Below are 19,543 nucleotides of genomic sequence, written 5' to 3' on the forward strand. Positions count from 1 at the left end.
ATGAACGTTTTGGTCATTTTATAAAAGGGGGAGAAATTATGAAAGGGAATCAGTTACTTCGTAAAGAGTTCACGGAAATTATAAAAAGTAAAAAAATATTAATTCCAATTATCGCGGTTTTATTCGTACCGATTTTATATGCGGGGATGTTTTTGTGGGCCTTTTGGGATCCGTATAAACAGTTAGATGACTTACCAGTTGCAGTAGTCAATTTAGATAAAGGCGCAGTATTTGATGGGAAACCAATTGAGGTCGGAAAAGGGCTCGTTGATAATTTAAAAGATAATAAAAGTTTTAAATGGGAGTTCGTAAGTGAAAAAGAAGCAAAGAAAGGAATGGAAGGTAGAAAGTATTACATGTTAGTGCGCATTCCAGATGACTTCTCAAGTAACGCTACAACGTTACTAAAAGACAATCCAAAGCCATTAAACTTAGAGTACATTCCAAACGAAAGCTTAAACTTCTTATCTTCACAAATTGGAGGAACAGCTATTGAAAAGATTAAAACTGAAGTATCAAGCACGTTAACGAAAACATATGCAGAGAAAATGTTTGATTCTATTAAAGACGTCTCAAAAGGATTAGTAGATGGAGCGGAAGGGGCAAATGAACTACATGACGGATCAAGTGAATTGCATGATGGTTCAAGTAAAGTGACGGATGGCCTTCATACACTTCAAGGGAAATCTGGGGAGATGAAGGATGGAGTTCAGAAATTAGCAGATGGATCTAATAAATTAGTAGATGGATCAGGCAAAGTAACAAATGGTTTAAATACGTTAAATAGCAAAACAGGTGAGATGCAGACGGGTATAGGGAAATTGCAAGATGGCTCCGGAAAAGTAACAGGCGGTTTAAATACGTTAAATAGCAAAACGGGTGAATTGCGTGATGGATCTGAGAAAGTGACTGGTGGCTTGAACAAACTAGTAAGTAAATCCGGCGAATTACAAACAGGAACAACTAATCTATCAAATGGTATGGGAAAACTTGTTGAAGGGCAAAGTCAATTAGAGAAAGGTTCTCAAGCGATTCAAAAGGGATTGCAGGATTTAAATAGTAACGTACAAAATTCTGCTGCAGGATTAGAGGAAATGCAGTCGAAAGTTCCTTCTATATTGAATGCAGTAAATGAGAAAATAGATGGAGCTGGAGAGAATGTAAATCAGTTAAATGAACTTACGCAATCAACAGCAGGAGATGCCAAAAATGCAGCGCAAGAGGTAGCGAATTTACAAAAGAAAATTGAGAGTTTACCGAAAGAATATCAAGAACAGTTACAACCATTCATAACAAGTGCCGTAAAAAGCACAGCGACAGTTCAGCAAAAAGCTACTGGAGTAGCAGGTGGAACAAATAAATTAAATGAAGAAGTAAAACAATTAAAAGGCGAAATAGATCAAAAAACAAGTGGATTGCAAAATAAATTACCAAATTCAGAAGGAGTAAAAACTCTAGCAGATGGTATTGAGAAACTAACAAATGCTCAAAATGAATTTGTTAGTAAGTTTTATGGATTTGGTGAGGGATTAGATAATGCAAAAATAGGTGCCGATAAATTAAAAGATGGATCAGTTCAATTAATTGATGGGATAACGCAATTACAAAGCGGATCAGGAAAGGTGACAGCAGGATTAGGTCAATTATCTGCAGGAGTAAATCAATTAGTAGATGGCTCAAGCCAAGTAACCGGCGGTTTGGGTACATTATCTGTAGGAACAAGCCAAATGACAGGTGGCATAACGCAGTTGGCAGACGGTTCAAGCCAAGTAACAACTGGCTTAGGTACTTTAAATGGTGGCTTAAATAAAATGTCAACGGGCTCGACCCAGCTAATCGACGGCGTAAATAAACTAGCAGACGGCTCAGGAAAAGTAACTGATGGACTAGTGAAAGTAAACGATGGTTCAGGTGAACTTGCTGAGAAACTTGGGGAAGGGGCAGAGAAAACTGGGGAAGTAAAAGGGACAGATAAAACGTATGATATGTTTGCAAGTCCTGTAAAAGTGAAGACAGAGAAAATGGCGGAAGTTCCTAACTACGGAACTGGATTTACGCCGTATTTCTTATCACTCGGTTTATTTGTTGGGGCATTATTATTATCTATCGTATACCCATTACGCGATACAGTTGGCGTTCCGAAATCAGGATTTAGTTGGTTTATTAGTAAGTTCGGCGTGTTACTATCAGTCGGTATTATTCAAGCGATAGTAGCAGATGTTATATTACTGTTCGGATTGGGTGTAGAAGTACAAAGCATTCCATACTTCATACTCTTTAGTATCATTACAAGTTTAGCGTTTATCGCATTAATTCAATGTTTAGTAACAGCTTTTGGTGATGCAGGTCGTTTTATCGCCATCATTACATTAATTATGCAGCTTACAACAAGTGCTGGAACATTCCCACTAGAGTTGATTCCGAAGTTTTTACAACCATTTCATGCTTGGTTACCGATGACATACTCTGTATCAGGATTAAAAGCAGTCGTATCAAGTGGAGACTTTGACTTCATGTGGCAAAACATAGGAATGCTCATGATCTTTATCGTTGTATTATCACTTGGAACAATCGCCTCCTTAACTTTGATGCACAAACGACAATTTAAAAATGTTGCTGAAAATCAATCGGTTGAAGCGTAAAAAAAGCACCTTTTTGGTGCTTTTTTATTTTAATAGAGGGCATTTTTTCCTTAGTTCATCTATAAATCTTTCTAAAAGCTATAGAAACGAAAGAAAAGGAATTACAACAATTTACAGAGAAACATAGGGTAGAGGAGTTGATATGATGAGAGGCAATCTTACTTATTATTTTATCGTAAATCCGCTAATCATCTTTCTTGTTTATGCCCTTTCACCTATATTGTTTGATAAAGAAGTATATACAAGTATGAAAGATGCATTTGGAATACTTACGTTCTACTATGTGTTAATGGGTGGATATTACTTTATTGATATTTTAAGTGAAAAGATAAAGAAAAAAAGTGATGGAGGATAAAAAATGACTGAAAGTGAAATGAAATTCCGCGATACGACCATTCGTAACTTTTTCGATAAAGAGGATCGTTTAAAATCGATTCCAGGTCAAAAGAAGAAAAAACTAGTATTGTTGGAGCATTTAATAAGCAAGTTAAATGCTGAAAATCAATATACAGAAAAAGAAATTAATACATTTATAAAACAATATCATGATGATTTTTGTACAATTAGACGTGAATTTATTGTACAGGGGTTTATGGATAGAGAGGATAATATGTACCGTATAAACGGGAGAGAAGTTTGGACGAAGTGGGAGGAGTTAAAATAATGAATCAGCGAGGGGATCCCCGCTGATTATAAGCCTGTGCTAGTCTTGCTGTTTCTTTGTAGTAAGTCTATGAAAGCTTCAACATTCGAACTTGTAATGTATCCAAGCGTTATATATTCATCTTCATAATAAAATATTATTTTTTTGTCAAAGATTCTTCTCTTCGTTTCTATGGATAGAATTTTTTCATAATCAAATTCGGCAATGAATGTGTTTTTATATTGGCTAAAAAAGAGCAGTCTTCTATTAGTAGCAAGTAACATGCCAGGATACGGGACTTTATGCGTAATCATATAGCCAGTAAGTGAACATTTTAAAGTAGATAAAATTTTTTCTTCTTTATGTAATAGTTGTTTTGCAGCTGTTAAGATTGGGTTCATTCCATACATTCCTTTTATTTTGATGTATGAATATTGTATCAAGAGTAAAAAGATTCTCAATATGTAATATTGCATATTGGACGTTTTATAGTTTTAATATTATTTTTAAAAAGAAAAAGTACGAGGTGATTCAATGATACGGTTAGTAAAAGAGACTGATGCAGAAGCAATTATGAATATTAGAAAAGAAATTATATTATCGGAAACTACTACAAAATTTTTCATAGTATCCCCAAAGAAGTTACCGAATGATAGTAATGCAGAAAGAGAAAAGATACGGAAAAGCAATGAGAAAGGTAATCTTTATATCGTGTATGAAGTAGATGGGAAGGTAGTTGGCTTTTTACTTTTCAACCGATATGAACTAGAACGGTTACAACACGCAGGCACAATGGGAATGGGGATTAAAGAGGCGTATTGTAATCAAGGCATCGGCACGAAATTAATTGAATTTCTTATTAGTTGGGCGAAAGGGCAGAAAGGTTTAGAGAAAATTTGCTTAGGTGTAGTTTCTGTTAATGATCGGGCAATTAAAGTGTACAAACGTATGGGTTTTGTAGAAGAAGGGAGACAACGAAAGCAAATAAAGTATGAAGATGGATCATATGGAGATGACGTATTGATGGGGTTTTATATTGAATAAAGGATATATGGTATTAAGAAAAGGAATGTACAAAACGTAAATTTCTAAAAGTAGTATATTGCCCCTGCATTAACAGACTTTTTCCTATGTATAATATTAATATAGTAAAATCATAACAACCGATATTGCAGTTTCCAATAATATACTATATAATCAATTTAAGAAAACGTTTTCATGCAAAGGGGGAGAATTTCGTGTCGACTATAGAGGACGTGGCGAAATTAGCGGGGTTATCAAGGACAACGGTTTCTAGGGTGATTAATAATCATCCATATGTTTCAGATGAGAAGAAAAAAAGGGTTCAATTAGCAATGAAGCATTTAGGCTTCGTTCCTAATTCTGCGGCGAGAAGGCTTCGTAAACAAAAAACGGAAACAATTGCGGTGCTAGTTCCAAGGATTACAAATCCTTTCTTCAGTAGATTTATTGAGGCAATCGAGATTGCTGCTTCTGAACATAAATATAAACTGATTATTTGTCAAACAAGATATTTACCGGAAAAAGAGATGGAGTATTTACAATTATTATCTACGAAACAAGTAGATGGGATTATTCTATGTTCACTAGAAAATCCGTGGGAAGATGTAGAGCCATACTTACAGCACGGTCCAATCGTGTTGTGTAATGAATATATTGAGGAAGCAAATATTCCAACAGTGAAGTTTGATCATGCGCAAGGAGCATACATAGCTGCGAAGCATGTGTTAGATCAAGGATATCGTAATCTTATTTTTTGCCGTGGTAACGAAACCAAAGTCGTTAGCCAGCAGCGAAAAATGGGCTTTTTACGTGCAATAACTGAGAAGAGCCGCCAAGTAGAAGCGATTGACTTTCTTGAAAACGCTTTCTCCTGGGAAGATGGAAAACGAATATTCCATGAAGTATTGAAGGACAAAAAAAATCCTACCGCGATTTTGGCAGGAGGCGATGAGGTAGCAGCTGGAATTATCTCAGAGGCGAAACGCCATAACTGGAGCATTCCAGATGATCTCGCTGTTATCGGTTTTGATAATCAAATATTATCGCAGATTACAGAACCAGGTATTACGACAATTGAACAGCCAATTGATGAAATGGCCCGAAAAGTTGTCGACCTGATGATGGATAAAATCCATACGAAAAATTATCGAAAAAAAGAATTGTATGAGTTTGAACTGGAGCTCTTGGTGAAAGGTTCAACGATGAAGGATAAGATGTTATTAGCCTAGTAGACTATGTCTGCTAGGTTTTTTTATGTTCACAAACTACTATTCTTCGTGAACGCAATCGTCACATTTGTTATGGTATGCTTCGTGTTGCTCATCAATTTCTTTCCCACAGTGCGCACAAGTTTTCGTCGGTAAATTTCTGAAAAACTCCATTGGTTGATCGATCATGTCAATCCCTCCATTTCCATTTCTTACTATTATTGTATTAGTACAAAAAATAAAAGTCAACAACTGTTTTATAACAAAATTGAAAATTAATGAAAAAGTTTAGGAAATGGATTATAGTTAACAATGTAGGATGTAAGTAAAAAACTTTCTCAAGTACGGAGAAAAACTGCATTCCTACTCGGTTTTAGAAAGGATGGATACATATGAAAATGACTGTTGTCGGCTTTTGGGGCGGCTTTCCAGAAGCGGGAGAAGCAACGTCGGGGTATTTGTTTGAACACGATGGTTTTCGTTTACTTGTAGACTGTGGTAGTGGTGTACTAGCACAGCTTCAAAAATATATAACACCATCTGATATAGATGCAGTTGTACTGTCACACTATCATCACGATCATGTTGCGGACATTGGGGTATTGCAATATGCGAGATTAATTACGAGTGCGACAACAAGGCAACTACCGGAATTACCAATATACGGTCATACGTTTGACGAGAATGGATTCCATTCTTTAACACATGAACGACATACGAAAGGAATCGCGTACAATCCAGAAGAAACACTTCAAGTTGGACCGTTCTCGATTTCGTTCTTAAAAACTGTTCATCCTGTTACATGCTTTGCGATGCGTATTACAGCTGGAGATGATGCTGTAGTATACAGCGCTGATTCAAGTTATATTCCTGAATTCATTCCATTCACAAAAGATGCTAATCTTTTCATTTGTGAGTGTAATATGTATGCACATCAAGAGGCTGCAAAAGCAGGGCATATGAATAGTACAGAAGTAGCAAGTATTGCGAAAGATGCAAATGTAAAAGAACTTTTATTAACGCACTTACCGCATACAGGCAACCCATCTGATTTAGTAACAGAAGCAAAACAAATTTTCAGTGGCCATATTACGTTAGCGCATAGTGGTTACGTATGGAACTCATGAGGTGATACGATGTTATTTATTGATAATAAAGGAATTACAGATCCTAGAATAAACTTAGCAATTGAAGAATATTGTGTGAAGAATTTAGATATTAACGAAACATATTTACTGTTTTACATTAATGAGCCTTCGATAATCATTGGTAAAAACCAAAACACAGTAGAAGAAATTAATGCAGATTACGTAAAAGAAAAAGGTATTCATGTCGTTCGTCGTCTATCAGGTGGAGGCGCAGTATATCATGATTTAGGAAACTTAAACTTCAGTTTTATTACAAAAGATGATGGAGACAGTTTCAGCAACTTCAAAAAATTTACTGAGCCTGTAACGAAAGCGCTTGGTAAATTAGGTGTAAATGCAGAACTAAGTGGTCGTAACGACATTTTAGCTGAAGGCAGAAAAATTTCAGGTAACGCGCAGTTCTCAACGAAAGGTCGTATGTTCAGCCACGGTACGTTACTATTTGACTCTGAAATCGATCACGTCGTATCAGCATTAAAAGTAAAAATGGATAAGATTCAATCAAAAGGAATTAAATCAATCCGTAGCCGCGTTGCGAACATTACAGAGTTTCTAAACGAAGAAATGACGACAGAAGAGTTCAGACAACTTCTTCTAGAAACAATTTTCGAAGGAGAAACAGAAATCCCAACGTACGAATTAACAGAAAATGATTGGAAAGAAATCCATAAACTTTCTGAAGAACGTTACCAAAATTGGGATTGGAACTATGGAAAATCACCGAAGTTCAACTTACAACATTCACACCGCTTCCCAGTTGGACAAGTTGATGTTCGTCTTGAAGTGAAAAAAGGAACAGTAACAGAATGTAAAATTTACGGCGACTTCTTCGGTTCACTAGATGTTCATGATATTGAAGAGCGTCTAACAGGCGTTCAGTTCGATAAAGATGCATTCACTGCAGCTTTAGAAGGCGTAGATATCGCACGCTACTTCGGTAACATTACAACAGAAGATTTCTTACATTTATTCTTCTAAAAATGAGGGAGGCTGCCATAAAGGCAGCCTCTTTCTTTTTATAGTTTTGTCGATATAATTCCATTTACCACAAAATGTATACTTACAGGACATCTGCCTCTTATAAAGGAATATATATATGAAAAGGAGGCGGATCGATATGAAAAGGGTCATACACATTGTAATATTGCTCGGATTCGTCATTGGGATTGCAGCGTGTAACAGTGAAACTTCCTCAAGTCGTACCCTTTTATCTATCGGAAAGCCAGCGGAGGATAATGTTATATATTTTACGCATACAGATAACAAACGAAAGATACATAATATACAAGACATGTTTCAAAATAAGAAGTGGAAAAGAAATGAAACATTCAGCACTGTTAATAAAACACCAGATGTCGTCTTTTCAATAGATGAAGACAATACAGGGTTACCGACATTATATGTTACGGTGTATTTTCATGCAGATGGAGCGGACGCGATCAACTTGTTTGGAGAGCATACGACGTTAAATAAAGAGGAACTTAATAAACTTAGAGAAAAGATGAATGCATATTATCCTAAAATGATTTCTGGTCTAGTTTCATAAATTACTTGCGAATAAAATTCCCTTATCTTTCCAAAGCAAACTAAGAGAAGGTGATCTGTCTATATGCAGTTAATAGAATATCACTTGCTACTTTAATTTTCTTTTAATATAATTAATTTAGAATTTTTAAATATTCTAAATTTTATAAAGGTGGGGTTTTTGTGAATCTCGTTCAATCTTTGGCTGAAACGGCAAAAAAGAAGGGGGATAAACCGGCTTATATATTTATGGATCAGTCGGTCTCTTATGACCAATTAAACAAAATGGTCACAAGGTTTTCTAGCAATTTAGCAGAAATGGGCATTGGAAAAGGGGACAATGTCGCATTAGTTGTTGGGAACTCACCACATTTTTTGGTCGGTTTATACGGAACAATGAAAGCCGGAGCAACTGTTATTCCAGTTAATCCAATTTATACAGCAGACGAAATGCATTACATTTTACAAAATGGAGATGTAAAAACAATCATCGTACTCGACGTCCTTCTACCTGTTATACAATCTCTTACAACAAGACTTCCTTCATTAGAAAACATCATCATATGCGAAACCTCATCAGATTTTAACCATACAGAAACCGAAAAAATGAAAACGTTTACTAGTTTTGTGGGGGCTGGAGACTTACAATACGAAGGCCCTGAACTAGATGAAGAAGATGTAGCGGTTATCCTATACACTTCAGGTACAACTGGAAAACCGAAAGGCGCTATGTTAACACATAAAAATTTATATAGTAATGCGAATGATGTTGCGTCTTATTTACAATTTACTGCTGACGATCGCGTCGTTGCGGCACTGCCAATGTTCCATGTGTTCTGTTTAACAGTTGCGGTAAATGCACCGATTGTGAACGGGGCAACAATTTTAATGTTACCGAAATTTAGTCCGAAAGAAGTATTCCGTATTTGTCGCACGTACGAACCAACGATTTTTGCTGGCGTACCGACGATGTACAATTATTTATATTTATTTGAAGAAGCAAGCGCAGAAGATGTGAAGACGCTTCGTCTTTGTATTTCCGGTGGTGCATCGATGCCTGTTGCTCTTCTGCAAAACTTTGAAAAACGTTTTAACGTTATTGTTTCAGAAGGATACGGTTTATCAGAGGCATCACCAGTTACTTGTTTCAACCCGCTAGATCGTCCTCGTAAACCAGGATCAATTGGCACAAATATTTGGCATGTAGAAAATAAAATTGTAAATGAACTTGGGGAAGAAGTACCTGTCGGCGCAGTCGGCGAATTAATCGTTCGCGGACCTAACGTTATGAAAGGATACTATAATGCACCAGAAGATACAGCTGCGACATTGAAAGACGGCTGGCTATATACAGGTGACTTAGCGAAAATGGATGAAGAAGGTTACTTCTATATCGTTGATCGTAAAAAAGATATCGTCTTAGTTGGCGGTTATAACGTATACCCTCGTGAAGTAGAAGAAGTATTATATACGCACGAATCAGTAGCGGAAGTTGTTGTAATCGGTGTTCCTGATGAAAACTTAGGAGAAGCAGTGCGAGCTTACGTCGTTCTGAAACAAACGAACGTAACAGAAGAAGAACTAATGCATTACTGTACGTTACATTTAGCGAAATATAAAGTGCCGAAAAGCATTGAGTTTTTAATAGAATTACCGAAGAATACGACTGGTAAGTTGTTAAGAAGAGCATTGAGAGAGAAAGCGATGCAAGTGTAAAAATGAGGCAACCATCTTTGAAGGTGGTTGCCTCATTTTTTTGTGCATTGATTAAGCTGTGGTGCCATATATTTAAAGCTTCATATGACCAACAAGGAGGAGATATACATAGAACAGAAGGGATTAACGCTTACGGCGAGTGCAATATCTTATTTGTGAAATTATGGATGAACTCTGAAAATGATAAGAACGGTAATTTTAATCAAAATGGAGTAATGAACCGTGAATCAATGGCTACGGTGTTAGTAAATGCATATAAATTAGAATGGAATGAAAATAGTAAGTTACCAAAAGAATTTGCTGATTTGAAAAATCATTGGGCTCGAAGTATGCCAATATTTTAGTTTAGTAAGAAAATTCAAATTCCAAGTTGACACATATGAATTACAGAATTAAAATGAAAAGAAATCGAATACAATACATTAGAAGCTAATCAGATAAACTGAAGGCGCACAATGTTCACATTTGTGAATATATTGTGTGCCTTTTTCTATTGTATAAACTAAGGGGGCTTAACGATGAAAAAGTGGGGTAAGACAGCGTTTATGAAAAGTACAGGTGTTTTATTATCAGCAGTTGTACTTTTATCAGGGTGTGGTTCGGCAACATCCACTAGTAATTCTGAAGGAAGTGGAGATAAAAAAACAGTTGAGCTTTTAAATGTTTCTTATGATCCAACGAGGGAGTTATATCAAGATTTCAATAAAGATTTTGCGAAGTATTGGAAAGAGAAGCATGGGCAAACAGTAAATGTAAAACAATCACACGGGGGATCTGGAAGTCAAGCACGCTCTGTTATTGATGGCTTAGAAGCAGACGTTGTTACACTAGCACTTGCTTATGATATTGATGCCATTAGCAAGAAAAAACAATTAGCAGAAGATTGGCAGAAGCGACTTGCGAATAATTCCACTCCGTACACGTCAACAATTGTATTTCTTGTTCGAAAAGGAAACCCGAAAGGAATTAAAGACTGGGATGATTTAACGAAAAAAGGTGTGTCTGTCATTACACCAAACCCAAAAACATCAGGCGGGGCACGTTGGAACTATTTAGCGGCGTGGGGATACGCACTGAAAAAATATAATAATAGTGAAGATAAGGCGAAAGAGTTTGTTAGCCAAATTTATAAAAACGTAGAAGTATTAGATTCAGGAGCGCGCGGAGCAACGACAACATTTGTTGAAAAAGGAATTGGTGACGTATTAATCGCATGGGAAAATGAAGCGTTATTATCTCAAAAAGAGCTTGGAAAAGATAAATTTGAAATTGTAACCCCTTCTATTAGTGTACTTGCAGAACCACCAGTAGCGGTTGTAGATAAAGTCGTTGATAAAAAAGGAACGAAAAAAGTAGCAGAAGGGTATCTTGAATATTTGTACTCAGAAAAAGGACAGGAAATTGCGGCGAAAAACTTTTATCGTCCGCGCAATGAAAAAGTAGCAGAAAAATATGCATCCCAATTTCCGAAAGTTCAATTATTTACTGTAGATGAACTATTTGGTGGTTGGAAAAAAGCACAGGAGAAACACTTTAATGACGGCGGCGTATTCGATAAAATTTATCAAAAATAATGCGTACTGCTAAAGGGGGATGAGGTGAAAGAGGATGAGGAAGAAACGTGTTTTACCAGGGTTTGGATTATCGCTTGGATTTACAATGTTGTACATGAGTTTATTCGTACTTATACCACTTTCTATCGTATTTATTCAAACTTCACAGTTAGGTTGGAAGAAGTTCGCTGGGGTTATAACGAACGAGCGTGTGTTGCATTCCTATCAAGTTAGTTTTACAACTTCATTTGCAGCTGCTATTGTAAATGCCATTTTCGGTTTATTAATAGCTTGGGTGCTCGTACGCTACAAATTTCCAGGGAAACGTCTATTAGATGGACTTATTGATTTACCGTTTGCACTTCCGACAGCTGTAGCTGGTATTACACTTACAACGCTTTATGCGGAAAATGGATGGATTGGGAAAATATTTAGTCTGTTTCATATAAAAGTAGCTTTTACACCACTCGGAATTATCGTTGCGCTTACTTTTATCGGTTTACCATTTGTCGTTCGAATGGTGCAACCAGTGCTGCAAAATATTGATAAAGAAGTAGAAGAGGCAGCTTCGAGTTTAGGTGCATCCCGCTTACAAATATTTGTGAAAATCATTTTACCAGAGATCTTTCCCGCTCTTCTTGCAGGTTTTTCACTCGCATTTGCAAGAGCATTAGGAGAATACGGATCTGTCGTTTTCATCGCAGGTAATATGCCGATGAAAACAGAAATTGCGCCACTGATGATTATGACGAAACTAGAACAATATGATTATGCGGGGGCAACAGCTGTAGCGACCGTGATGCTTATTATTTCTCTCCTTTTCCTTCTTCTTATTAATATGATTCAAAGCTGGAGTAGAAGGCATGAACTAAAAAATGAATAGGAGGAGAGAAAATGGAACCAACATTATTAGAAAAGAAAATAGTAAAAAGCGTATCAGCTAAAAAAGAATCTAAGCTTGTACCAGGCATATTAATTACGATTACAGTTTTATTTTTATCTCTCTTTCTATTACTGCCACTCATAACTATTTTTCTAAAAGCCTTTGAAAGAGGGATGGATGTATACATTGCCGCTATTACAGATCAAGAAGCATTTTCAGCAATTAGATTAACGCTTCTCGTTGCGTTAATCGTTGTGCCGCTTAATACGATATTTGGGGTAGCGGCCGCATGGCTTATTACAAAGTTTCAGTTTAAAGGAAAACAAGTATTACTCTCTCTTATTGAACTGCCGTTTGCTGTGTCACCAGTTATCGCAGGATTAGTATTCGTTTTACTTTTCACACCGAGGGGTGCTCTTGGCGAATGGCTACTTGAACATGGAGTGAAACTCATTTTCTCTGTACCAGGCATTATTATCGCAACAATCTTTGTAACCTTCCCGTTCGTTGCACGTGAATTAATTCCGATTATGCAGGCGCAAGGGAAAAGTGAAGAAGAGGCAGCTTTATCACTTGGCGCAAGTGGCTGGAAAATGTTTTGGCGCGTTACGCTTCCAAATATAAAATGGGGTCTTTTATACGGCATGATTCTATGTAATGCCCGTGCTATCGGTGAGTTTGGAGCCGTTTCTGTCGTATCAGGTCACGTGCGCGGTATTACGAATACGATGCCGCTTCATATTGAAATTTTGTACAATGAATATCAATTTTCAGCAGCATTTGCAGTAGCGACGTTAATGTCATTAATTGCAGTGTTTACACTCGTTATAAAAAACTGGATTGAATGGCGAATGGAAAAACGACAATAAGAGGGGGATTACGGTGAGTATTCAAATTCAAGGTGTATCGAAGCAATATGGTACATTTCAAGCACTAACAGACATTCATTTGGATATTCCAAAAGGTGAACTTGTTGCCTTATTAGGCCCGTCAGGTTCTGGGAAAACGACGTTATTACGCATTATTGCAGGATTAGAAGAAGCGGATGGAGGCTCTGTTTCATTTGATGGGGAAGATCTAACAGACATTCACGTGAAAAACAGGCAAGTCGGTTTCGTCTTTCAGCACTATGCGCTCTTTAAACATATGAATGTATTTGAGAATGTCGCTTTCGGTTTAAAAGTAAGAAAGAAAAGCTTAAGACCGTCAGCAGAAGCGATAGAAGAAAAGGTAACAGAATTATTAAAGCTCGTAAAAATGGATGGCTTTGCTAAACGTTATCCAGCGCAATTATCTGGTGGACAACGTCAACGTATTGCACTAGCCCGGGCACTTGCAGTCGAACCGAAAATTTTATTACTTGATGAACCGTTCGGTGCACTTGATGCAAAAGTGAGAAAAGAATTACGAAGATGGCTCCGGAAATTACATGACGAATTTCAAATTACGAGCGTATTCGTAACGCATGATCAGGAGGAAGCATTAGACGTTGCAGACCGCATCGTTGTAATGAATGAAGGCTGCATTGAACAAATGGGAACACCGGAAGAAGTATATGAAAACCCAGCAAGTCCGTTTGTATATGACTTTTTAGGAAATGTAAATTTATTTCACGGCCGCGTTCATAAAGGAAAGCTAAATGTAGGGTCGGTCGAACTAGAAGCACCAGAGCATAAGCACGTTTCCAACGTAGACGGAATAGCCTACGTAAGGCCGCATGACTTATCAATCTCTCGTACGAAACAAAGCGTAGATGCAATCCCGGCAAAAGTATCTTATTTTCACGCAGTCGGACCTGTCGTATATGTAGAATTAAAACGAGATGGAACAGATGAGTACTTAGAAGCAGAAATAAGTAAAGAACAGTTCAAGCATCTCAGCATTCAAGCGGGTGATGTTGTATACGTACAGCCGAAAGAAGTGAAGGTGTTTATTCCGGAGGATTTTGTAATTTAAATAAAAACCGAACCGTCATCTAAGTGGCGGTTCGGTTTTCTTTATTTTTTCTCTACTAATTTCTTATTCTTCCAATCTAGTGTGAACAATTTATTAAATGTTTTTTGATCAACGTCTTTTACGTTGGTTCCAACCCAGTTTGCAGTTCCGAATGTGAAGCCTGGACGAAGTTGGTAATCATCGGCGTGTTTTGTATAAGCGACTTGTAAGTTAGATTGATCTGTATTTTTTTCAGAGATAACAACAGCAATCATACCAGGAGAGAAACCGCTATTTGTTAATGCTGGAAGTTGATCCATCGGTATTAAATTACCTTTTGCATCAGATTCATATAGGTATGTGCGAGAGTACATGAACAGTTGGTTTCCATATAAAGAATGATAAGAATCACGTGTGTAAATACCCCAGTTTTGATTGTTATATCCGTTAAAGAATACGTTCCACTTTACGTTTTTGTTTGTTTGGTCAATTAAATTTGTTTTATAACTAGTTTGTTTATAGCTTACAGAGTCCGACCAAGTGACTTGACCAGTTGCACCAGCTTCACCGCTAGGTCCATTAGGCGTTACAGAAGCCTTAACAGAGCCACCAAGTTGATAAGATACGCTAGATGTTACAGTCGTTTCTTCTACAGCATTTGTAGGTGCTACGTTAAAGAAACGAGCGCTGTTATCTTGAAGGTTAAATGCAACATCATATTGTGAAGGATAACGCAATGTTGCACTAGCGCCAGGGATTGGGTAGTTATCAATAGGTGCATCACTTATAGTAGGATTTGCTTTTAAAAAACTACCAGTCGTATTAATAACGGCAATCTGTTTATCAGCGCTTGGGTCATCGATAAAAGTTACCTTTAAAGACATTGTCATATTATCAGCTTGATCATTATTAAATGTATTATAGCTCGTATGTGTTTTCGCATTTTGCCCGATATCTGTTACAACTTGTGACGTCGTTTGAGCGTAAGCAGCAGGTGTTGAAAGAGTTACAGCGCTACTAGCAAAAACAGCGGATAATGCTAAACATTTTAAATATGTTTTAGAACGTTTCATACAATCACTTCCTTTTATCTTTGTCGATATATGTCGTATTTCATTCATATCGTAACATAAAAATAAAACGGAATAGATGTATATGCATAATTGCATAGGTGAGTTTTGAAGGATAAAGATAATAGAATTTCATCCAACACTTAAGACTCTAAAATGCCCATTACAGCCGTTCCTAAAAATTTTAAGACGATATGTTTACCAATGTTTTTATTGGGAAGATTGAAGTGCTTAATATTTACGTTATAAGTGCATAACAAGTTATAATAGAAGAAATCAATAAGGAGGCTGGCTGTGAAGAATCTTCGTTATCTCAATATATTTACCATATTAATTATATACACACTACTTATGTTTTACATCGGCTGGAACGGATGGGTTTGGCTTCATGCGGTATTTGGCTGGGAATCTTGGGGATATTATGCTTTCATAGTCGCATTTATTTCATATGCGTACATTCTCGTGCAAGTGTTTAAGTTTCTGCCATTTCTGCGAACGATAGGTTCGATTTGGTTTGCGGTTATACAATATGCACTTATGTTGTTGCCATTAGCTGATATTATGGTCTTTCTTTTACAGTTTTCAGTGGAGAAAGAAGCAGCAATTATTTGGACAGGGGCGGCTGTGATAGCTGCATTTATCTTTATCTTTGCGTACGGAGTATTTAATGCGTATAGTCCGGTAGTAAGAAAGTACGAAGTGCACATACCGAAAAAGGTAGAGGGGCGTAAAAGTTTACGCATTGCGATGGCTTCTGATATGCATTTCGGTAAACTGTCTGGCGTTTCGCATTTAAAAAGACTTGTTCGTCATGTAAATGAGATGGAACCTGATATTATTTTGCTGCCAGGTGATATTATCGATGATCATCCAGGTGTGTTCATTCAAAAGAATATGGGACCAATCATGAAACAAATGAAAGCACCATTAGGCGTATATGGCGTATTAGGAAACCATGAATACTACGGCAGAGCAGTTCCAGAGTTTTTACAAGAGATGGATAAGATTGATATTCGTATTCTTTTAGATGAAGTGATTACAATTAAAGATGACTTTTATCTCGTTGGAAGAAGAGATAAAACAGAGCGAGATCGCCAAAGCTTTGAACAATTAATGAGTACGGTAGATAAATCGATGCCTGTTATCGCAATGGATCACCAGCCATTTGAGTTGAAACAAGCAGCAGCGGCAGGTGTAGATTTATTATTATCCGGTCATACGCACCGCGGACAAATGGCGCCCAATCATATTGTAACGAGAAGAATGTACGAGCTAGACTGGGGATACGCACAAAAAGGCGCGTTCCACGCAATTGTTTCTTCTGGATTTGGATTTTGGGGACCCCCGCTTAGACTTGGTAGTAGGTCGGAGATTGTGCAGGTAGAAGTTACGTTTGAATAGGGGTTATGAAATAGAGAGCTGATGGCTCTCTATTTTTTTCAATAAAAACAAATAACAATAAATATTTATGTTGGTGCTAATTTCATAAAAGAGATACGATTATAAGACTCGATTAAAATAAAGGGGGATTGTAAGTGATCATATCAGATGTACTATACGGAGAATTTGAAGTGGATGTAGTGCTAGAAGAATTAATTTTAAGTAAGCCTACGCAAAGACTAAAGGGAATTCATCAAGCAGGCGCAAGTTACTTAATGAACGAGAAATGGAATGTAACGCGCTTTGATCATTCAGTTGGTGTTATGTTATTAGTTAAAAAACTAGGTGGTTCAGTAGAAGAACAGATCGCTGGTTTACTGCATGACGTATCGCATACTGCTTTTTCCCACGTGATTGATTACGTTTTTGATAATGAAGATGAAAGTTACCATGAAGAGATATTTAGTTCTGTTGTGAAAAACTCAGAAATTCCAGCGATCCTTGCGAAGCATGGTTATAACTATGAAGATATTTTATTAGATGATTCGAAGTGGACATTACTAGAAAGGTCAGCGCCCGAATTATGCGCAGATCGAGTAGATTATACGTTACGAGATATGTATACATATGGGTATATTTCTTTAGAAGAAGTCCATAGTTTTTTAGAGGATGTCATCGCAGTAGAGGGGAAAATGGTCCTTCAAAGTATCGAAATGGCAGAGTGGTTTACAGAAACGTATTACAAAGAAGTAATCGATTTCTTTATGAAACCAATGAATATTTACGGAAATGATATGTTAGCGAAAATGTTAAAGGTAGCTCTTCATAAAAGGATTATTCATGCAGATGATTTTCTTCTTGAAGATGAGGAGCTTATTTCGAAATTGCAGCAATGTAATGACCTCGAAGTAGAAGTTTTATTAAGCAAAGTTCATTCAAATATAAAAGTAAAAGAAGATAGAAACGATTATGATCTACATCAGAAAAATAAAGTACGTCTTATTGATCCGCCGTTACTTCGTGAAGGGAAAATTGTTCAGTCGTCTGTTGTATCAGAAAAAATAAGACAGATAAGTGATATTGCTTATGAAAAAGCGGTGAGAGGGATGTATGTGAAAGTGATTTCGAATTAAAAAAGAAGTAGCGCATCGTTTTTAGAGCGCTACTTCTTTTTTATTAATTATCAAACCAATTCCAAATCTCAATATCTCCAAGAGTCGCATAACGTACGTGCGGGGAGTTTTGTAATTTTAATAACTCTTTCGACGGGCCAGTAATAACAATTCCGTATACTTTTACACCGTTATCCTTTACATATTGATAACGTTTATCTAAGTTTAATTCTTTCTCAGAAAGCGCTGCTATTTTGCTTACCGTTTTTTTATGGATAGAAAGGACGCGCATCATTTCGGTTACTTTGTCTTCTTGCGTTTTCTGCCCGTCAGTTTCATTATCGAGGAATCTTACATGTTCTGGAAACCCTATAGCTTCTCCGCCATGTAGGATATAGTCATCTACATTTTTTCTTTCTTGTCCTGTATCTAAAGCGTACCATAAAGGAGTTGGAGGGAGTTCTTGTGCCTCGAATATGCTATATAAAAGCGGTTCTAATTCTTTTAAAGTATAAGATTTATCAAAAGAAATTGCTACTTCTGCAACGGTTCCATCATGTACTTTTGCAAGTGTATCCCATACTTTTTTTGATGAATCCTTTAAATAATCACCCTGCTCTGTTTTTGGATGAACAAAGAAGAGTTTTGGTTGATAGAACGGATTCATCCAAGTTCGCTTCGTAACATCTACAGATGATAAGAAGCTTTTTGTTTCTATTGTACCGAGGGGCATTTCTTTTTTACCGACGGTTCGTACTAAATCAAATTGGCTATTCGTACGGAAAAAAGCTTCTACACTTGTTCCGCCCCCCATAACACGGCTATTTGGGATCGTTGCTTCAAGTGCAAGGGAAGGAACCTCTCTAATTTCTTCTAGCCTTTTATCATTATTAGCTTGAAAATAAAAGGCTGATAATACCCCGCCGATTATATAGATAACGATGCAAATTGATAATATAAAACCAAACGTTTGTAAACGATGTTTCCACTTAATCCTCCAAAAAGGAACTTTAAGATCTTTTGGAGGTAACTTTTTCTTAATTGGTTCTGTTTTTATTAACAGCTCATCTAAGTAAGCTTCACACTCTTCACATGACTCAATATGACTTTCTAACAGTTCTTGTTCATCATGCGTGAGCGTTCCGTTTTCGTACTTCTCCCATAGTTTTTTAAATGCTGCACAACCCATCTGTATCACTCCTCTATGTTTCTCGCTTCTTTTCGTCCGCGGTGTAATTCAATTTTTACTTTCGCTAATGAGAGACCAGTCATTTCTGCTATTTCCTTATAGGAGAATCCATAGTAATCTCGTAGTAGCAGGACATTTCGTCTTTCGAGCGGAAGAGAAGATAAACTTTCTAACCAACTAGCAATCTCAAATTTTACGAAATATTCATGTTCTGTACTTGGAACGTTTGGTAAATGGAATTCTGCAACTTCTGTTGTTTTATATTTCTTTTCTTTACGATACCAATCGATAAAGGCATTGTAGGCAATTGTAAATAACCACGGCCTAATTTCTTCTCCTTTATAATAGTCAATATGGACGAGCATGCGGTAAAAGGTTTCCTGCATGAGATCTTCAGCAAAATGAGAATCTCCGGTTAGGGAGAGAAGATAGCGAAATAAATCATGCATATGATCTGAATAAATGTCTTCTAATGATTGTTTGCGTTTCACTAATTTCCCTCCCTTCATACATAACA

At 36.8% G+C, this 19,543-nt stretch carries 21 protein-coding genes and 1 pseudogene; 16 read left to right on the plus strand and 6 right to left on the minus strand.

The genetic code is table 11. The features are described 5' to 3' along the window. Positions 1–38: 38 nt before the first annotated feature. The 3 genes from ACS2FK_RS06520 (at position 39) to ACS2FK_RS06530 (ending at position 3,306) form a co-directional block, all read left to right on the plus strand. Positions 39–2,642, plus strand: coding sequence for a YhgE/Pip domain-containing protein (locus ACS2FK_RS06520; RefSeq protein ID WP_063546748.1), 2,604 nt, complete (start codon positions 39–41; stop codon positions 2,640–2,642). A 142-nt stretch (positions 2,643–2,784) separates the two neighbouring features. Further along, complete coding sequence (locus ACS2FK_RS06525; RefSeq protein WP_014481972.1) at positions 2,785–2,997, plus strand: hypothetical protein; 213 nt, start codon at positions 2,785–2,787, stop codon at positions 2,995–2,997. 3 nt (positions 2,998–3,000) lie between these two features. Continuing rightward, entirely contained in the window at positions 3,001–3,306 is a 306-nt protein-coding gene (locus tag ACS2FK_RS06530; RefSeq protein WP_000140289.1) for a DUF2087 domain-containing protein, read from the plus strand. A gap of 26 nt (positions 3,307–3,332) precedes the next feature. Here ACS2FK_RS06530 and ACS2FK_RS06535 read toward each other — a convergent pair whose 3' ends face one another. After that, positions 3,333–3,686, minus strand: a complete 354-nt coding sequence (locus ACS2FK_RS06535; RefSeq protein ID WP_001068221.1) for a PH domain-containing protein — start codon at positions 3,684–3,686, stop codon at positions 3,333–3,335. A 133-nt stretch (positions 3,687–3,819) separates the two neighbouring features. Here ACS2FK_RS06535 and ACS2FK_RS06540 point away from each other — a divergent pair, with 133 nt between their 5' ends. Together ACS2FK_RS06540 and ACS2FK_RS06545 are read left to right on the plus strand one after the other, a co-directional pair. Then, positions 3,820–4,329 (plus strand): GNAT family N-acetyltransferase, encoded by a 510-nt coding sequence (locus ACS2FK_RS06540; protein WP_000620470.1) that lies wholly within the window; start codon positions 3,820–3,822, stop codon positions 4,327–4,329. 194 nt (positions 4,330–4,523) lie between these two features. Further along, positions 4,524–5,537, plus strand: a complete 1,014-nt coding sequence (locus ACS2FK_RS06545; protein ID WP_000103715.1) for a LacI family DNA-binding transcriptional regulator — start codon at positions 4,524–4,526, stop codon at positions 5,535–5,537. Between the two features lie 39 nt (positions 5,538–5,576). Here the strand turns inward: ACS2FK_RS06545 and yhfH are convergent, their stop codons facing one another. Next, positions 5,577–5,705: a protein YhfH gene (gene yhfH / locus ACS2FK_RS06550; RefSeq protein WP_000567010.1), complete on the minus strand. Its 129-nt coding sequence runs from the start codon at positions 5,703–5,705 to the stop codon at positions 5,577–5,579. A gap of 203 nt (positions 5,706–5,908) precedes the next feature. Between yhfH and ACS2FK_RS06555 the strand changes: the two genes are divergently transcribed. The 9 genes from ACS2FK_RS06555 (at position 5,909) to ACS2FK_RS06595 (ending at position 14,296) form a co-directional block, all read left to right on the plus strand. After that, the gene (locus ACS2FK_RS06555; RefSeq protein ID WP_063546750.1) at positions 5,909–6,643 is read left to right on the plus strand and encodes an MBL fold metallo-hydrolase; all 735 of its coding nucleotides are present in this window, start codon (positions 5,909–5,911) and stop codon (positions 6,641–6,643) included. Between the two features lie 9 nt (positions 6,644–6,652). Then, positions 6,653–7,642 carry a lipoate--protein ligase gene (locus tag ACS2FK_RS06560; RefSeq protein ID WP_059304035.1) on the plus strand — a complete coding sequence of 330 codons (990 nt, stop codon included), beginning with the start codon at positions 6,653–6,655 and terminating at the stop codon, positions 7,640–7,642. A 139-nt stretch (positions 7,643–7,781) separates the two neighbouring features. Then, positions 7,782–8,210 carry a hypothetical protein gene (locus ACS2FK_RS06565; RefSeq protein ID WP_063546752.1) on the plus strand — a complete coding sequence of 143 codons (429 nt, stop codon included), beginning with the start codon at positions 7,782–7,784 and terminating at the stop codon, positions 8,208–8,210. A 161-nt stretch (positions 8,211–8,371) separates the two neighbouring features. Then, positions 8,372–9,904, plus strand: a complete 1,533-nt coding sequence (locus ACS2FK_RS06570) for a fatty acid--CoA ligase family protein (RefSeq protein ID WP_053565058.1) — start codon at positions 8,372–8,374, stop codon at positions 9,902–9,904. 167 nt (positions 9,905–10,071) lie between these two features. Beyond that, complete coding sequence (locus ACS2FK_RS06575; protein WP_001986183.1) at positions 10,072–10,248, plus strand: hypothetical protein; 177 nt, start codon at positions 10,072–10,074, stop codon at positions 10,246–10,248. 174 nt (positions 10,249–10,422) lie between these two features. Further along, the gene (locus ACS2FK_RS06580) at positions 10,423–11,478 is read left to right on the plus strand and encodes a sulfate ABC transporter substrate-binding protein (protein ID WP_000758702.1); all 1,056 of its coding nucleotides are present in this window, start codon (positions 10,423–10,425) and stop codon (positions 11,476–11,478) included. 34 nt (positions 11,479–11,512) lie between these two features. Then, a complete protein-coding gene (gene cysT, locus ACS2FK_RS06585; protein ID WP_063546754.1) occupies positions 11,513–12,340 on the plus strand; it encodes a sulfate ABC transporter permease subunit CysT in 828 nt (275 codons plus the stop codon). Positions 12,341–12,351: 11 nt separating this feature from the next. Further along, a complete protein-coding gene (gene cysW / locus ACS2FK_RS06590; RefSeq protein ID WP_000433826.1) occupies positions 12,352–13,209 on the plus strand; it encodes a sulfate ABC transporter permease subunit CysW in 858 nt (285 codons plus the stop codon). 13 nt (positions 13,210–13,222) lie between these two features. Beyond that, positions 13,223–14,296: a sulfate/molybdate ABC transporter ATP-binding protein gene (locus tag ACS2FK_RS06595; RefSeq protein WP_063546756.1), complete on the plus strand. Its 1,074-nt coding sequence runs from the start codon at positions 13,223–13,225 to the stop codon at positions 14,294–14,296. A 41-nt stretch (positions 14,297–14,337) separates the two neighbouring features. Here the strand turns inward: ACS2FK_RS06595 and cytK2 are convergent, their stop codons facing one another. Continuing rightward, complete coding sequence (gene cytK2, locus ACS2FK_RS06600) at positions 14,338–15,348, minus strand: beta-channel forming cytolysin CytK2 (RefSeq protein ID WP_063546758.1); 1,011 nt, start codon at positions 15,346–15,348, stop codon at positions 14,338–14,340. Between the two features lie 143 nt (positions 15,349–15,491). Beyond that, positions 15,492–15,605 (minus strand): annotated as a pseudogene (locus tag ACS2FK_RS06605) (TetR family transcriptional regulator); the annotation flags it as partial. Between the two features lie 34 nt (positions 15,606–15,639). Between ACS2FK_RS06605 and ACS2FK_RS06610 the strand changes: the two are divergent. Next, positions 15,640–16,746, plus strand: a complete 1,107-nt coding sequence (locus ACS2FK_RS06610; RefSeq protein WP_063546760.1) for a metallophosphoesterase — start codon at positions 15,640–15,642, stop codon at positions 16,744–16,746. Between the two features lie 134 nt (positions 16,747–16,880). After that, the gene (locus ACS2FK_RS06615) at positions 16,881–17,858 is read left to right on the plus strand and encodes an HD domain-containing protein (protein ID WP_063546762.1); all 978 of its coding nucleotides are present in this window, start codon (positions 16,881–16,883) and stop codon (positions 17,856–17,858) included. 43 nt (positions 17,859–17,901) lie between these two features. On the opposite strand, the gene ACS2FK_RS06620 is transcribed toward ACS2FK_RS06615, so the two are convergent. Both ACS2FK_RS06620 and ACS2FK_RS06625 read right to left on the minus strand, forming a co-directional pair. Next, positions 17,902–19,026 (minus strand): anti-sigma factor, encoded by a 1,125-nt coding sequence (locus ACS2FK_RS06620; protein WP_063546764.1) that lies wholly within the window; start codon positions 19,024–19,026, stop codon positions 17,902–17,904. A 5-nt stretch (positions 19,027–19,031) separates the two neighbouring features. Further along, positions 19,032–19,517: an RNA polymerase sigma factor gene (locus ACS2FK_RS06625; protein ID WP_063546766.1), complete on the minus strand. Its 486-nt coding sequence runs from the start codon at positions 19,515–19,517 to the stop codon at positions 19,032–19,034. Positions 19,518–19,543 lie beyond the last annotated feature (26 nt).

Source organism: Bacillus cereus group sp. BceL220 (assembly GCF_051776965.1).
Classification (GTDB): domain Bacteria; phylum Bacillota; class Bacilli; order Bacillales; family Bacillaceae_G; genus Bacillus_A; species Bacillus_A cereus.

Excerpts from the sequence above, each read along its gene's own strand:
- ACS2FK_RS06520 (WP_063546748.1), top strand. The coding sequence starts at position 39 with ATGAAAGGGAATCAGTTACTTCGTAAAGAGTTCACGGAAATTATAAAA.
- ACS2FK_RS06525 (WP_014481972.1), top strand. The coding sequence starts at position 2,785 with ATGATGAGAGGCAATCTTACTTATTATTTTATCGTAAATCCGCTAATC.
- ACS2FK_RS06530 (WP_000140289.1), top strand. The coding sequence starts at position 3,001 with ATGACTGAAAGTGAAATGAAATTCCGCGATACGACCATTCGTAACTTT.
- ACS2FK_RS06535 (WP_001068221.1), bottom strand. The coding sequence starts at position 3,686 with ATGAACCCAATCTTAACAGCTGCAAAACAACTATTACATAAAGAAGAA.
- ACS2FK_RS06540 (WP_000620470.1), top strand. The coding sequence starts at position 3,820 with ATGATACGGTTAGTAAAAGAGACTGATGCAGAAGCAATTATGAATATT.
- yhfH (WP_000567010.1), bottom strand. The coding sequence starts at position 5,705 with ATGATCGATCAACCAATGGAGTTTTTCAGAAATTTACCGACGAAAACT.
- ACS2FK_RS06555 (WP_063546750.1), top strand. The coding sequence starts at position 5,909 with ATGAAAATGACTGTTGTCGGCTTTTGGGGCGGCTTTCCAGAAGCGGGA.
- ACS2FK_RS06560 (WP_059304035.1), top strand. The coding sequence starts at position 6,653 with ATGTTATTTATTGATAATAAAGGAATTACAGATCCTAGAATAAACTTA.
- ACS2FK_RS06565 (WP_063546752.1), top strand. The coding sequence starts at position 7,782 with ATGAAAAGGGTCATACACATTGTAATATTGCTCGGATTCGTCATTGGG.
- ACS2FK_RS06575 (WP_001986183.1), top strand. The coding sequence starts at position 10,072 with ATGAACTCTGAAAATGATAAGAACGGTAATTTTAATCAAAATGGAGTA.
- ACS2FK_RS06580 (WP_000758702.1), top strand. The coding sequence starts at position 10,423 with ATGAAAAAGTGGGGTAAGACAGCGTTTATGAAAAGTACAGGTGTTTTA.
- cysT (WP_063546754.1), top strand. The coding sequence starts at position 11,513 with ATGAGGAAGAAACGTGTTTTACCAGGGTTTGGATTATCGCTTGGATTT.
- cysW (WP_000433826.1), top strand. The coding sequence starts at position 12,352 with ATGGAACCAACATTATTAGAAAAGAAAATAGTAAAAAGCGTATCAGCT.
- cytK2 (WP_063546758.1), bottom strand. The coding sequence starts at position 15,348 with ATGAAACGTTCTAAAACATATTTAAAATGTTTAGCATTATCCGCTGTT.
- ACS2FK_RS06620 (WP_063546764.1), bottom strand. The coding sequence starts at position 19,026 with ATGGGTTGTGCAGCATTTAAAAAACTATGGGAGAAGTACGAAAACGGA.